Here is a 15,144-nt window from a genome sequence, read left to right on the forward strand (position 1 = left end):
AGGCCCGGATCGGCGCTTTATGTATGATGCTTCTAACGGTGCTGCTGCTTAGTGCATGTTCCAGTAATCAGGGGAGTGTGTTTGATTCAGGCACTGCCGAAACTTCTGACAGTGTTGCACGGGTACCTTGGGATTACCGGGTTGTGGAGAGTACTGTAGGTGATCTAATTGGCAGCGATATGACGGTGTTGCCGGATAATGAGCTGCTGCCGAATGATGAGAATTATGCTACTGGCGATAAAATATGGACATTGCAGTTCATGGACGCTGAGCTGATCACAGATGCTGACCAGCGCAATGAAGTCCGCCTATCTTCCTGGACGACCATTAAATCGTATCCCGATGAAAAAACAGCAGTAGAGGACCTTACCAACCTTAAGGTATCGGTAACTACGGATGTTGATCTTGTAGGAGTATACAAGACAAAATATAATGAGAAGACAAGAAACTTTGCCGTCCTTGAGCTGCCTTCCGGCAACCGGATCAAGCAGCCGATAGACGATGAGCGTTATGCAGCATTAGAGAAAGAAAAGACCGCTTCCGTAGTCCTTGAGGAAGTACATGATTTCGCCGATTATGACTCGGCATATGCGAAATTTCGGGGGTGGGCAAAGTGACGATTGTTGTTAATTTGATAGTCAGTATATTTGTGATTATTCTTCTGCAATTGTTGGGTATGGTTATCTTTGGCTTGATGACCCCGTTCAAGGATATGGAAGAGCTGAAAAAAGGGAATGTGGCTGTAGCTCTAGCGCTTGGCGGCAAATTTCTCGCCACAGCAATTATCATTGGAGTAGCGGCGTATACGAATACCTCTATTCTGCATATGATCATTTGGTTTGCTGTCGGTTATGTGTGCCTCATCGCTGCTTACTGGATTTTTGAATTGGCGACCCCAAGCTTTAAAATTTCAGAACATCTGGAAAAAGGCAATGTGGCAGTAGGCACTATGCTCTGCTTGGTGTTTATCGGCACAGCGTTTGCAGTCAGCAGTTTGATTGTTTAGTTCAAAAATCGCAGATGAACATGGATAAGGCTGCCCTCAGTAATAACCTCGAGAGGCAGCTTTATTAATGTGAGGAAGGGATGGCAGATGCATTTTTTTCTGAGAATATCCACCAGGATGATGCGTTTACGCAAACGGTCGATCGGTTTGATTATTTTGATCTTTATAATTCTTAGCGCATCGATAGCTTACCTGCTTGAACCGAGTACATTCCACAACTGGTTTAATGCCTTCTATTGGGTCATGACAACGATGGCCACCGTTGGGTATGGGGATTATTTTGCCGAGACTGTAGTTGGTAAGCTATTCACCATGTTTCTGTATATTTTTGGGATTGGTCTTCTCAGCTTGGTTATTGGCAAGGTCATTGACTCTATTGCAGAAGTGCAGAGAAGGAGAGGAGCAGGAACATTGAGCTTCCGGGGAAAGGATCATGTGATATTAATCAATTGGAGTAAGAAAGCACAAGCTGCGGTAGATGAGGTGTTATGCTATTCACCTAAATGTCATATCGTCATCATTGATGAGATAGGACGGCATCCGCTGGAGCATATGGAACAGGTCCACTTTGTGAGCGGTGATGCTTCCAGCGATGAGATTCTCCTTAAAGCTAACATACACGAAGCCCGGGCAGCCATTGTGTTCGGAGACACACGGATTGATGAAGCATCGCTAATTGACGGGAAGTCTCTGCTTATCGCCTCCAGCATTGAGCGCATAGCGCCACAAGTACATACTACCGTAGAAATTATGCAGGAGAAGAATATACAGAATTTCAGGCATGTTCAGGTCAATGAATTCGTTCTGTCGCATGATGCCATTTCTAGATTGGCTGTCCGATCCGCTCTACAAGAGGGGAATTCAGAGGTGATTACGCAGCTGCTGAGCCGCCAGTATGGGGATGATATTTATGAGATTCCAGTGAATAGTGCATGGAAGACCTATGGGCAGGCGTTTCAGGAATTGCTCCTTCAAGGTGCAACTTTACTCTCGGATCGTAGTGACCTTAGCATCAATCGCAAGCTGGGCCAGCCTATTCCTAAAGAGGCTAGATTATATATTGTTTCGGATGAAGAGACGTACCGGAGAATTAAAGGTTAGGTCAGAGATAAGCGAGTAAGCGGATTTTCGGGAGAAGGGCTTCTCGGAATTCCGCTTCTTTTTGTTTGCCGTTCCTTCCTTAAGGGTAAGAGATGAATATTATCGTTACTCTACCTTTCGGAAGGAGCCATTGTTAATGAGTGAACAGCAAAAAGTGAACGGAAATAGCAAAAATGAGCATCTGGAACAGTTTCGCAGTAAGGACGAAGGTCACGCTTTAACAACCAATCAGGGATTGAAAGTGTCCGAGGATGAGTTCTCCCTAAAAGCCGGTGACCGGGGGCCAACCTTGCTGGAGGATTTTCATTTTCGGGAAAAAATGACCCATTTCGATCACGAGCGGATTCCTGAGCGGATCGTGCATGCACGCGGATTTGCCGCCCACGGGGAGTTTGAAGTATATAAATCGTTGAAAGAATATACGAAGGCGAAATTCCTTCAAGATCCGTCCGTAAAGACCCCGGTGTTTGTCCGATTCTCAACGGTAGCAGGATCACGGGGTTCAGCCGAAACTGTGCGGGATGCCCGGGGCTTCTCGACCAAATTTTATACCGAAGAAGGCAATTATGATTTGGTAGGCAATAATATGCCGGTCTTTTTTATACAGGATGCGATTAAGTTCCCTGATCTAGTGCATGCGCTTAAGCCGGAGCCGCATAATGAAATGCCTCAGGCGGCATCAGCCCATGATACCTTCTGGGATTTCATCGCCAATAACCAGGAATCGGCCCATATGGCGATGTGGCTGATGTCTGACCGCGCCATTCCGCGAAGCTTCCGGATGATGGAAGGGTTTGGGGTTCATACCTTCCGTCTGATCAATGAGCAGGGGAAAGCACATTTTGTTAAATTCCATTGGAAACCAGTGCTTGGTGTACACTCTTTGGTGTGGGACGAAGCACAGAAAATATCAGGAGCGGACCCTGACTTCCACCGACGTGATTTATGGGAATCGATTGAAGCCGGCAACTTTCCGGAATATGAGCTGGGCATTCAGCTTCTTAGTGAAGAAGATGAATTCAAGTTTGATTTCGACGTGTTGGACCCTACAAAGCTATGGCCAGAGGAAGACGTGCCCGTGCAGATCGTTGGGAAAATGACCTTGAACCGCAACGTGGATAATGTTTTTGCCGAAACGGAGCAGGTGGCTTTCCACCCTGGACATGTAGTGCCTGGTATTGATTTCACCAATGACCCCCTACTTCAGGGCAGACTATTCTCTTATACGGATACCCAGCTGATTCGGCTTGGGGGTCCTAACTTTCATGAATTGCCGATTAATAGACCGGTGTGTCCTTTCCACAACAACCAGCGTGACGGATATGGGCGGCAGACGATTAATCAGGGCACTGTGAGTTATCATAATAATTCTCTGGCCCAAAATACGCCGAGACCTGTCCCAGAGGCTGAAGGCGGTTATGTGCATTATCAAGAAAAGGTTGAGGGCCGTAAGGTACGGAGCCGGAGTAAAAGCTTTGAGGATCATTTTTCACAAGCCAAGTTATTCTGGAATAGTATGAGCCCTCCGGAACAATTGCATATTATCGAAGCTTATTCTTTTGAGCTTGGAAAGGTTAAGAGTAAGTCGGTCCGACAGCAGGTCGTAAATATGCTTGCTAACATTACCTCCGAGCTTGCTGTACCTGTGGCAGAAGCCATTGGAGTAGCGGCTCCAGAAGTTGGCGGTTCTGAGGTCACTCAAGCTTCCCCAGCCTTAAGTCAGGCTAATACGAAAAAACATCCCAACACGCGTAAAGTAGGCGTGATTATCGGGGATGGTTTTGATGAAGCTGCGGTAATGCCTGTATTGGACACGCTTATGGGAGCTGGGATTCAACCGGAGCTAATCAGTGATAAGCTTGGATTTATTAAAGGCTCAAACGGCACAGAGCTTGAAGTCATCCACACCTTATCCACTACAGATTCGGTGCTCTTCGATGCGATTTATGCGGCTGGTGGAAATGCAGAGCGCAAGAAATTCCATAAAGATGCAGCGCTATTCCTCAACCAAGCATATGCACATTTTAAACCCATCGCGATGACCACAACACTTGCTGAGCTGCTTGCAACAGATGAACACAGAAGCAGTCCGGGCGTCGTAATAGGCGATGGTGGGGAAGTTTTTGCGGCTAGCTTCGTTGCGGCCATTTCTGCCCATCGTTTTTGGGAACGTATGGAATAAAGTAAATAGATGATAGAAAAAGAGGGGTCTGCTCGTCAGAAGGCGTGTGGATGCCTCTTTTTTTCATCTAATAGTTTCATAAATTTAACATTTGGATTAAGTATGTGATGTATATTACCGTTATAGATAATACTAGGCAATATAAGCAGATGCTTAGGGAGGTGATTTTTTGAGGAAAGAGATAGCTGTTGCTGTAGTGGTACTTATAGGTTTTACAGCATTAACAGCATGCGAGCAAACAGCAACGCCGGCATCAACACCCTCGCCCTCCGCGGATGTTCATACAACAGAGCCACCGAATCCTACGGGTTCGGCTAATAATGATGTGGGGGACCATTCACAGGAATTGGATGCTTTAGAGCAATTTATTGTTACGAAGCTTACCGGCTCGTCCGGTGTTTATACGAATTTAATTGAAACAGAGCAATCCGGGGAAGCGGCAAGCGGCCATGAGATTCTAAGTGAGTCTGCCTCTCTGAGGATGCTGGCAGCCGTACGGAGTGGTGAGAAAGAGCGATTTGCAGAAGAATGGGCGCTGGCTAAGCAAACCTTTGATATGAAGGGCGGTTTTAGCTACCGATATAGCCCTAAACAGCAGAAATTATATCCTGTGAATGCTGCCGTTGATGACTTACGTATCATTCGTGCGCTTTATGAAGCGGGGGATACGTTTAGGGATAAACACTATACAGAGGAAGCGGATAAGTATGGTGAAAGATTTTATAACTATAATGTAAAAAATGGATATATGTATGACTTCTATGATGAAAATTACAAAAAAACCAACACATTCGTTACTTTATGTTATATTGATTTAGGTACAATGCGAAAATTGTCGGTTTCTGGAGAATCTCGTGAATTTTTGTTGAATAATATGAGCGTTATACTGAAAGATGGATATTTATCAGATGAGTTTCCCTTCTATGAAACAAGGTTTAATTATGAGAGTGGAACCTATACTTCGGAGAATATCAATACAGTAGAATCGCTACTGTCTATTCTGGCTTTGGCAGAGGTAGACCAGCAGAAATCCTCCAGCATTGATTATATCAAGCAGCAGGTCGAAGCTGGCACATTATATGGACAATATTCGCGTGAGGGAAAGCCGCTTAACGATATTCGCTCAACAGCCATTTACGCTATTACGGCTATGATTGGTGCCGAGATCGGAGACGATGCACTCTATCGCAAAAGCATTGAAAGAATGAACGAGTTCAGAATAACCGATGCCGGCAGCTCACTGTATGGAGGCTTCGGCGATGTAGCTAGTGGCCAAGCCTATTCCTTTGATAATCTGATGGCATCATTGGCCTTTGTCTATTAATTTAAACCTATAGTAACGAAGGTGAATCTGCATGATAAACAACACGGTGAAATCACCTCTGAGGCAGGGGATGACACTCGCTAACCTACCGTTGCCATTGTCCCCGGCTTTTATCACTGCTGTTGGAGTGTTGCTTATAACCATCATAGCCTTATTTACCGCCCCGTATGTCGGAATGGCGGATAATGGTGATTTTTTTCGCAGCATCTATAGTAACGGAATTTATTTCAATCTGCCGGATTATGACGAGCAATACTTTGGTTATTTTGTAAAGCAATATGGAATCTTTCAATATTTTAATGAGAATGGCGCGACATTATTTTCTTCGCAGTCCCTATTTATCAAGCTGGCCATTGGACTTAATAAGCTGTTTTTTAGCAGCGAGGTTTTCGATATCCGGTTTCAAGCAGTCATTTATACGATTTTATATGTTGCGGCGATCTACTTATTAATAGAGGCTGTTACATGGGGGATGACCCGCAAGCAGGGATGGGTCACTGCAGGTATTGCTATTTTTATATTTGGAGATACCGGGTATACCGCTTATTTCAACTCCTTTTACGGCGAGAGCGTCGTGATGATCACGATGATTACTATGTTCGCAGCTTGGTTGTTGTTATATCAAAAAAGATACAATGACTATGTGCTGCTGGCCCTGTTCTTGATCAGTACGATCATCCTGACTACTTCCAAGCAGCAAAATGCGCCAGTGGGTATAATCATTGCGGTTCTGGGGTGTTCGCTCCTTTGGATTCGCAGGGATAAAATATTTCGCATTCTGACAATGGTTTCCCTTGCTTTGATCCTGTTCGCGGGTGTGTTCACCTATTTGAATATCTCGGATGAGTTCGTGAATATTAACCAGTTCCATGCCATGACCCGCGGGGTGCTGAAGGATTCCTCCGATCCGGAGAAGGCACTGAAGTCATTCGATATTAATGAACAATATGCCATCTTGAAGAATAGCATTTACTACGAGAAATACGGAACTATTGATGTGAATTCACCAATCCTCCAAGAGAACTTTTACAGTCGTTACGGATTTGTTTCGATCCTTAAATACTATATATCGAATCCGGATCAGCTTAACTCGATTCTTAATGTAGCTGCTCAAAGTGCATTCTCGATCAAACCAGCGGCGATGGGCAATTACGAGCAATCCGTTGGGAAGGAATTTCGAGCACAGAGTCACTTTTTTACTGGATACAGTCAGCTGAAAAAAGCTTTAGCACCACGAACGATAGGTTTTATCTTCCTTTGGACAGTGCTTGTCATCGGTCTGTATATGCCTTCCTTCGTAACAGCCATTAAGGCACGTAATTTTAGAGGATTGCAGCGGATGGTATTGATTGTCGCTACGATAGGCATTGGTCTTTCAGGCATTTTTGTATCGATTATCGGTGCTGGTGATGCCGACATTTCCAAGCATGAATTCTTGTTCACTTTATCTTTTGATTTGGTGACCTTTCTGACAGTATCTAGTGTGATCGGACGCAGATTCTCCAAAAATCGTAAAAAGCCGGTTAACGAGAGCCCCACCACGTCTAGTCCATTTACAAAGCCTCAAAAGGATGTGAGTGTTTGAAGCGCAGAGGGATCTTATACTGTATATTGCTGCTGACGCTGAGCTTAACCATCCTATTGCTTCCCGCCACTCCTGTTCAATCTGCTGCATCGCCACAACAAGTCTTACTGCTCTATGACAGCCTTGCCAAGGGGACCGCTAAGGATGGAAATGTGACTGAACTTCAACGTCTGCTGGCAGCTTACTCGACAAAGGTTACACTTCGAAGCCTAGATCAATACGAGCAGGGGATGCTGAAAAATTACTCCAGAGTGATCATGGTCCGTAACGAAGCGGATATTTCGATCACGAATAAATCCTATATAGAGGATTGGGAGCATTATCAGGGGCAGTATTTGCATATTGGGTACAACCCACCCGCTAGTCTAATGAAGGCGTTACAGCTAACCACTGATGTGATCTATGACGGGAGTGCTGAGCTCGAAATTGGACAGTTCTCCGGAATTCAAGCTAAGGTGCAGGATATGCCTTATATTGCAGCGAGTCAGGCGGTCAAATCCTTTGGGAAACTCTCTTTTGCGGAGGAGGGTCTGCAAGCACCGTACGCTGTGAGTAAGGGGAATGATACATATGCCCCATATTTTGAACAAGGGAATGTCAGTACGCTGGGGATGGCGCATGTTCTGAAGGATTGGCTCCATATCACTGCTGCTCCTAAAATGTACCTTGCGATCAAAGAAATCTATCCTTTCTCCGATCTGCGACTGCTGGCAGAAACGGGTGAGCGGCTGTATCAACTGGGGATTCCGTTTCTTGCAAGTGTGCGGCCTGTGTTCCGCAATACCGATTATCCGGCCATGCAGCGTTATTTAGTGGCCATGAAAAGTGTGCAATCCAGCAATGGAAGCATTCTGGTCAATGCCCCAGTGGTGATGCCAACGATAAGCTCCATTGACCATACGCTTAAAGGAAAGATGAATGATTTCATCAATCTGTTGGCCGAAAATGGGCTTGGGCCGCTTGGAGTCGGGGCGGAAATGCATTGGTCGTATGACAAAGAGTATTCAGAAGCGGGGATGAGCTTTTTTGATTCCGTGGTGTTATATCCGGATGAACAGATTGATTATATGGAGCAGAGCGACACCTCTAAATCCTTTCCATCCTCTTTATATAGCGTTCCGCTGGAATTTCTTCAGGCTTTGCCTACATCCAATAAAGTGATACCGCAATTGCCGATGGATACTGTAATCACCGTCGACATGCCCGAGGATGAGCGTCAGCTTGAAGAAATGCTGCAAAGTCTGGAACGGAATTGGGTTTCTTTTGCCGATTATAAGCAAGAAGAGCACCAGGTCGTTACTGATCAGAACACAATCTCCTCACTAGATGGAATGATTTCTATTAATGGACAACCTCTAAGCCTGGACTATACACCGGAAACAGTAGATAGCGATTATCGCTACACAGAGGAACAGCAAAAGAGCTTCACCCGACTTTTTAATATTCAGAATCAATTTTTTATTGTTGTGATCATGATTTCTCTGCTGCTGTTTGGCGGATTGCTGATGATCGGATACCGGTTATATCGCAGAAAGTTTTTGAAATGAGACAACTATCGTGATTTGGAGGACCCTATGACGATTTCAGACGTGCTGATGGTGATTGCGGTGATCTGTATTTGGTCTCTGCTGCTGGTGAATGTGACCCTCATTATCGCGGGCTATCTATATTACATTAAATCCGAAAATGAGGACATACCAGAGATAGAGGGTGAATATCCTTTTGTTTCAATTATGGTTCCCGCTCACAATGAGGGGGTAGTGATTTGTAAGACGGTTGAATCTCTGCTGGCGCTGGATTATCCGCAAGATCGGTATGAGATTATTGTGATTAATGATAATTCCTCTGATAACAGTGCTGAGCTGCTTGCGGGCATACAATCCCGAAATCCGGGGCGTCAGCTGGTAGTCATTAATACGGATGCAGTTACAGGAGGCAAAGGCAAATCCAATGCCTTGAATATAGGCTTTACCAGCTGTAAAGGGGAGCTAATCGCCATTTATGATGCCGACAATACTCCGGAGAAAACAGCTTTGCGTTATCTGGTTGCTGAGATCATGCATGATTCCAGCCTCGGTGCGGTGATTGGGAAGTTCCGGACCCGTAATCGTGATGCAAGTTTACTGACCCGGTTCATTAATATTGAGACCTTATCCTTTCAATGGATGGCTCAAGCGGGGCGCTGGAAGCTGTTCAAGCTTTGCACTATTCCGGGAACCAATTTCATTATGCGCAGGTCTATTGTGGAAAGCATCGGTGGCTGGGATGTCAAAGCGATAGCCGAGGATACAGAAATCAGCTTCCGGATTTATATGATGGGTTACCAAATCAAGTTCCAGCCCAAATCCGTCACGTGGGAGCAGGAACCACAGACCCTGAAGGTCTGGTTCAAGCAGCGAACCCGCTGGGCGAAGGGCAATATTTATGTCATTGTCAAAAATATCCCGCTGCTGTTCAATAAATCGGCCGCAAAGGTGCGGTTCGATATTCTTTATTTTCTATCCATTTACTTCTTGTTGCTGCTGTCGTTAATCACCTCGGATGTGCTGCTGATCCTGCATGCTTTGGGTTATGTGCATACTACTATTGCAGGTCTTAGTAATTTCTTATGGCTGCTCGCTATTATTTTATTCGTTGTGGGGACCTTCATTACGCTAACAACAGAAAAGGGCGAGATGAGCTTGTCCAATCTAGGGATTGTAATGTTGATGTATGTGTCTTATTGCCAGCTGTGGATGGTTGTCGCGGCTAACGGATTATATCTATACCTGAAAGACCTCATCTTCAAAAGAGAAGCCAAATGGTATAAGACGGAGCGCTACTAACGAGGCACCAAAAAGTCATATGAGAAAAATGTAATCACAGGAGAAACAGAACATGAAGATAAAAAAACAGCTGGTTATACTGTTAACCTGCCTCTCCCTTTTCTTAATTCCAATCCATCCTGCTGCCGCAGAGACGTTGCCACAGGATCATAAGTCTACTTATACAACCTCATTCACGGGAACAGACTCGTCCTTAACAGGTTCGAGTGCCCAGCAGCAATATTTTGAGGTTCTGGATTATTGGAATGTGGATCAAGTAAAGATCAAACTGCATTTTCAAATTTCACAAATTACCGAAGAGCAGATTTCTAGTGTTACCTTAACGCTAAACGGCAGCCCGTTCTATACGTTTCGTCCGTCACTACAAGACAACGGCGAACAGCTGTTGACCCTTGCGGCGCCCAAGGGGTTTCTGAAAAAAGGGACGAATACGCTGGGCATTCAGGGCTATTTGAAGACAGATCGTCAAGATGATCTCTTTTGTTCGGTCGATGAAACGTCGGATAATTGGCTGCATCTGTTCAATACGTCCAGTGTTAACGTGATTTATACCGCAAAGCCCTTGAGTGGAGGGATCAGTGACTTCAGCGAGCGATTCGCCGGGATAGATACCTTAACGAAGAATCAGAGTATTCTGACTGTACCGGACAAAAGCACGGCGGCAGAAATGGAAGCAGCCACTTATGCGCTCTCCGGGTTTGTTAAGGGGATTACGTTAAATGATAAGACTATTCCCTTGCTTCCCTACCGGGCAGACACTGTGCAGAATAAGGCCGCAGTTGTACTGGTAGCTATGTATGACAGAGTACCAAGCGGGCTGAAAGCTCAGCTAAGCTCCACTGAAGATTTGGGTACGCACGCGTTGCTCCAGCTAGTGAATAAGGATACCCAGCCCACCTTGGTTGTAACCTCGAAGGATGAGAACTTGCTGATTAAAGCGGGTCGTTTGATTGCTAATCCAGAGCTGATCGGGCAGATCACTAGTGATCTGAAAACAGTAACGGATGCTACAGAAGTGTCAGCACCTGCGCTTTCGATTAGCTCTAACATCACGTTCACTGAAACAGGTGATAAACTGACCGGGGCACATCATCAGGAGCAGACGTATTTTATTTCATTGCCAGCGAACCGCTCGATTGCCGATTCCGGTAAAATCAGCCTGGATTTCCGTTATGCACAGAATTTGGATTTTACTCGTTCATTGGTTACCGTGAGCATCAATAATACTCCGATTGGCAGTAAGAAGCTGACCAAGGAACTGGCGAATGGCGATATTCTTAATCTCTCGGTGCCTCAGAACTTGAATATATCCGGAAATTTCTCGGTGACAGTGGCTTTTGATTTGGAGATCGAAGGAGCCAGATGTATTATCGATCGGGATCAAATGCCGTGGGCTTATATCAGTAAAGATTCTGTAATGCAGCTGAATACGAAGGATCGCACGGATCTCTTATTTAATAACTATCCATATCCGTTCATCCGCGATGGGATCTATAATCATGTGGCGGTTGTACTGCCCGAACAAATGGATGATTACGCCTATTTAAGTGTATCGAATATCTTTAATCTGCTTGGTAAATATGCCAGCGGAAATATAGGGAATATCCAGTTCTATACCGATACTGTCAGCGCCGATCATTTGAAAAATAATAATATCATCGTTATTGGTGCTTATAAGAATAATAAGGTGATCCGTGATCAGAATGCTAAGCTTTATTTTCAATATAACGGAGATGGAACCACAATTCGCTCCAATGAGAAAATGAGTATTGAAGAGCAATACGGCGCACGAATCGGAACACTGCAGCTGATTGATTCCCCATTTGAGGCGGGACGTGCATTGCTCGCGGTTACGGGAGTCAGCTCGGAAGAGTATTACTTAGGATCGAAGCTGCTCGCTACAGAACGGGACAAGTGGAAGGTGTTTGGCGATGGTGCAATCGTTGATAAAGACGGTAATGTCAGCGCACACCGTTTCAAAACGATCACTGGAGCAGCCGAGGACTCTGTGGCCCAGAAAATAATGGAACGGTCGGATGTACTCAGTTTTATCATCGTGATTTTACTGGTGCTGACGCTGGTAGTTCTATCGCTGATCCTACTGCTTCGCAAACACATGAAGAAACGTGGTGATAAGCGTGAGACGTAATCGCAGCTTAGTGTCGGACATCGCTCTCTTATCATTCCTGATGTTATCGTTCCTCTGTATCGTCTTCATTGCCGGGGCACCGGATGATTACCTCCAGAATATTATCATTTTAACGGTGGCTTTTATTCTGGCCATTGTTACGTATTTTACAACGGTCACTGCAGGGCTGGTCTTGAATCTGGTGTTTATCTTTGCTTACGGATTCTACACGATGTACCAGACGATAACGCTAGGGGAGACGATTAGCCTGAATACTTATTTCTGGTTAATTATGACTCCGCTATTAACGGTCGTTCTATGGGTATTCACTTTAAGCAGCCGTGATTTGCAGGTGGAGAATGAGCAGCTACGCAAAAAGACTGCCAATATGGCTATCGTCGATGAAAACACAAATTTGCGGAACAGTATTTCTTTTCAGACGGATGCTACATTATTTACAAGCATTTCGACCCGCTATCAGATTCCGCTCACCCTGCTAGTGGTGAAGGTGAAGTATTGGAAAGAGATCAGACGGATCATTCCTGAAGATCAGCTGGCAGAAGCTATCTATGACGTGTCTCAGCTTAGTCAGGCGAGTATTCGTACCAATGATGCACTCTATCTGCTAGATAAGGATGAAGCAACATGGGGCCTGCTGCTGTTCACGGACAGCGATGGGGCGAAGATTGTGATCGAGCGGATTAAGCTCAAGCTTCAGGAGTTGAATGACAATAATTTCTCCAGAAAATATAAGGTCAGCCTGGGTCTTAAGATTGGGGCGGTCGAATACCAGGCCGGCACGATTGAGAATCCGCTGGATTTCATTGTTCAGGCCAAAAAACAGCTGGAGTACGACGTGTAGGCCAGCTTAAAAATCAACAGTTTCACTATCAGCCTCTGTATGGATGGCGATGAGCACGCTTGCCGGCTCATCGCCTTTATTTATGACCAGATGTGGCACACAGGCATTCCAGCTAAAGGAATCCCCCGCTTGGAACATCCCGAAATCTTCACCTTGCTCCGCATAAACCTCACCTTTTATCACTAAATGGACCTCTTTGCCTTCGTGCGCCTGCGGAGTTTCGCCCGTGGAAGTACCCGGAGGGAAATGGACAAGCACCATTCGTACACCACCTGCTGAGCTTAAATGCTCAACTTGCAGTCGATCACTTCCGCTACTGGTGATTTGCCGCTCCTCGGATCGTACCACCTGCATCCGCTCTTCTTTTTTTAACAGCAAATAAGCCAACGGAACGTTCAGCGCATCCGCAATCAGGCTAAGGGTTGCGATCGAAGGAGAGGTCTTGTTAGTCTCAACCTGGCTCATAAAACCCTGTGACAGGCCAGTAGTTTCACAGATTTGGGCAATCGTTATATGTTTTCTTTTACGGATTGTACGAATGTTTGAACCTATATTCATAAGTAAAGCCCCTTTTAATATTAGTAATAGCAAATATATTTTTATATTAACAAATTATTAATTGACATACTAGCCAGAGGTTTATAATATTATCCTTACAAATATTATTTTTGTATTACAAATATTTTGAAGGAGTGTTTAGTATGAAGGCACCTTATATATATGATGTCACTCTACCTTCCGGCTACGATGTGAATCGGGTTTATCCGGTTATCTTCACCTTGCATGGCAAAGGTTCCAATGAGAAGAATATGTTCGGACTTGTCGAGCCCTTGTCTGAAGAGTTTATTATTATCGGGATTCGGGGAAATATGATTTTAGGGGCTGGATTTCAATATTATGATCTCAAAAGTCTAGGTCATCCCATCCGTGAGCAGTTTGATCAGGCTGTATCGCAATTGCAGCAGTTTATCGAATACGCCACCGACAAATATCCTATAGATGCTAAACACCGTTATCTGCTTGGCTTCAGTCAAGGAGCCATTTTGTCCATGACACTCGCTCTTACAATGGGGAATTCGCTTCGGGGAATTGTGGCGCTGAACGGTTATGTTCCGGGGTTTGTGAAGACAGATTATGAGCTGAAGAGTGTGCAGGAGGTATCGGTCTTCATCTCGCATGGTGAATATGATTCTGTATTTCCAATTTCAGTGGGGACAGAAACAGCCGCTTATTTCGAAGGTCTAACCCCATTATTAACCTTTAAAACTTATCCTTCGGATCATGGTGTATTACCGCAGAATCAGCAGGACCTGATCGCTTGGTTACTGCAGAACTTAGGGAGTGATAAACTATGATACCTTCATACTTTATTGCCCACGGTGCTCCTTCTCTGGTACTTGATAACAATGCATATACGAAATTTCTTGGGGAGCTCGCTGAGAGGAATGTCAAACCTAAAGCGATTGTTCTATTTTCTGCACATTTTGAAGAACACACACAGTCGGTTGGAGTTATGGAGACTTTCGACACCATCTATGATTTCTATGGCTTCCCAGATGAGATGTATCGAATGACTTATCCTGCCAAAGGAGACAATGAGGTTGCACAGCAAATTATGTCTCTGTTCCACAAGAATGGGATTGTCAGCAAATTAAATACAGAGCGTGGACTAGATCACGGAGCTTGGGCTATTCTTAAATTAATCTATCCGAATGCAGATATTCCTGTCGTGTCTTTGTCAGTTAATCGAGAGCTGTCCAATGAACAGCAATATTTAATGGGTAAGGCTTTATCTGAGCTGCGTGAGCAGGATATTATGATTATTGGCAGCGGTGGAACCGTCCATAATTTGCGTAGCGTGAAGTGGGGAATGGAGAACGTCGAGAAATGGGCGGAGACATTCGATGACTGGCTGCAGCACAGGGTGGAAGCTTGGGATACAGAGTCGCTATTTAACTATCAGGAGCTTGCTCCCTATGGTATTGATGCAGTGCCGACTAATGAGCACTTTATCCCTCTGATAATAGCTATGGGGGCTGGCGATAAAGGGAAAGAAGCGAAGCTGCTGCACCGAAGTTATCAGTATGGCAATTTAAGTCTTAGCTGTTGGGAGTTTAATTAAGAAGGAGGC

At 44.9% G+C, this 15,144-nt stretch carries 13 protein-coding genes; 12 read left to right on the plus strand and 1 reads right to left on the minus strand.

Features of this window, described 5'->3' with window-relative positions; all coding sequences use genetic code 11:
• Positions 1 to 23 precede the first annotated feature (23 nt).
• The 10 genes from MKY63_RS11575 to MKY63_RS11620 all read left to right on the plus strand — a co-directional run bounded on the left by MKY63_RS11575 (position 24) and on the right by MKY63_RS11620 (position 13,013).
• Positions 24 to 617, plus strand: coding sequence for a hypothetical protein (locus MKY63_RS11575; protein ID WP_232061559.1), 594 nt, complete (start codon positions 24 to 26; stop codon positions 615 to 617).
• Complete coding sequence (locus MKY63_RS11580; protein WP_038573772.1) at positions 614 to 1,006, plus strand: DUF350 domain-containing protein; 393 nt, start codon at positions 614 to 616, stop codon at positions 1,004 to 1,006. Before MKY63_RS11575 ends, MKY63_RS11580 begins: the two co-directional genes overlap by 4 nt.
• An 87-nt stretch (positions 1,007 to 1,093) precedes the next feature.
• Positions 1,094 to 2,107, plus strand: a complete 1,014-nt coding sequence (locus MKY63_RS11585) for a potassium channel family protein (RefSeq protein ID WP_076099735.1) — start codon at positions 1,094 to 1,096, stop codon at positions 2,105 to 2,107.
• A gap of 136 nt (positions 2,108 to 2,243) precedes the next feature.
• On the plus strand, positions 2,244 to 4,289 hold the full coding sequence (locus MKY63_RS11590) for a catalase (RefSeq protein ID WP_339812909.1): 2,046 nt from the start codon (positions 2,244 to 2,246) through the stop codon (positions 4,287 to 4,289).
• A gap of 169 nt (positions 4,290 to 4,458) precedes the next feature.
• A complete protein-coding gene (locus MKY63_RS11595) occupies positions 4,459 to 5,613 on the plus strand; it encodes a glycosyl hydrolase family 8 (RefSeq protein WP_256717865.1) in 1,155 nt (384 codons plus the stop codon).
• A 31-nt stretch (positions 5,614 to 5,644) separates the two neighbouring features.
• The gene (locus MKY63_RS11600; RefSeq protein ID WP_076099733.1) at positions 5,645 to 7,198 is read left to right on the plus strand and encodes a hypothetical protein; all 1,554 of its coding nucleotides are present in this window, start codon (positions 5,645 to 5,647) and stop codon (positions 7,196 to 7,198) included.
• Entirely contained in the window at positions 7,195 to 8,745 is a 1,551-nt protein-coding gene (locus MKY63_RS11605; protein ID WP_076099732.1) for a hypothetical protein, read from the plus strand. Before MKY63_RS11600 ends, MKY63_RS11605 begins: the two co-directional genes overlap by 4 nt.
• 27 nt (positions 8,746 to 8,772) lie before the next feature.
• Complete coding sequence (locus tag MKY63_RS11610; RefSeq protein ID WP_036682179.1) at positions 8,773 to 10,023, plus strand: glycosyltransferase family 2 protein; 1,251 nt, start codon at positions 8,773 to 8,775, stop codon at positions 10,021 to 10,023.
• 52 nt (positions 10,024 to 10,075) lie between these two features.
• Positions 10,076 to 12,172, plus strand: a complete 2,097-nt coding sequence (locus MKY63_RS11615) for a cellulose biosynthesis cyclic di-GMP-binding regulatory protein BcsB (protein ID WP_081382518.1) — start codon at positions 10,076 to 10,078, stop codon at positions 12,170 to 12,172.
• Positions 12,162 to 13,013 carry a diguanylate cyclase gene (locus MKY63_RS11620; RefSeq protein ID WP_076099731.1) on the plus strand — a complete coding sequence of 284 codons (852 nt, stop codon included), beginning with the start codon at positions 12,162 to 12,164 and terminating at the stop codon, positions 13,011 to 13,013. The genes MKY63_RS11615 and MKY63_RS11620 overlap by 11 nt, the downstream gene beginning before the upstream one ends.
• A 6-nt stretch (positions 13,014 to 13,019) precedes the next feature.
• Here the strand turns inward: MKY63_RS11620 and MKY63_RS11625 are convergent, their stop codons facing one another.
• Entirely contained in the window at positions 13,020 to 13,571 is a 552-nt protein-coding gene (locus MKY63_RS11625; protein ID WP_076099730.1) for a helix-turn-helix transcriptional regulator, read from the minus strand.
• 143 nt (positions 13,572 to 13,714) lie between these two features.
• Here MKY63_RS11625 and MKY63_RS11630 point away from each other — a divergent pair, with 143 nt between their 5' ends.
• Entirely contained in the window at positions 13,715 to 14,368 is a 654-nt protein-coding gene (locus tag MKY63_RS11630) for an alpha/beta hydrolase-fold protein (protein ID WP_076099729.1), read from the plus strand.
• Complete coding sequence (locus MKY63_RS11635) at positions 14,365 to 15,135, plus strand: class III extradiol ring-cleavage dioxygenase (RefSeq protein WP_076099728.1); 771 nt, start codon at positions 14,365 to 14,367, stop codon at positions 15,133 to 15,135. The genes MKY63_RS11630 and MKY63_RS11635 overlap by 4 nt, the downstream gene beginning before the upstream one ends.
• The last annotated feature ends 9 nt before the right edge of the window (positions 15,136 to 15,144 follow it).

The organism is Paenibacillus sp. FSL R7-0189, assembly GCF_037969925.1.
Lineage (GTDB): Bacteria > Bacillota > Bacilli > Paenibacillales > Paenibacillaceae > Paenibacillus_AQ > Paenibacillus_AQ odorifer.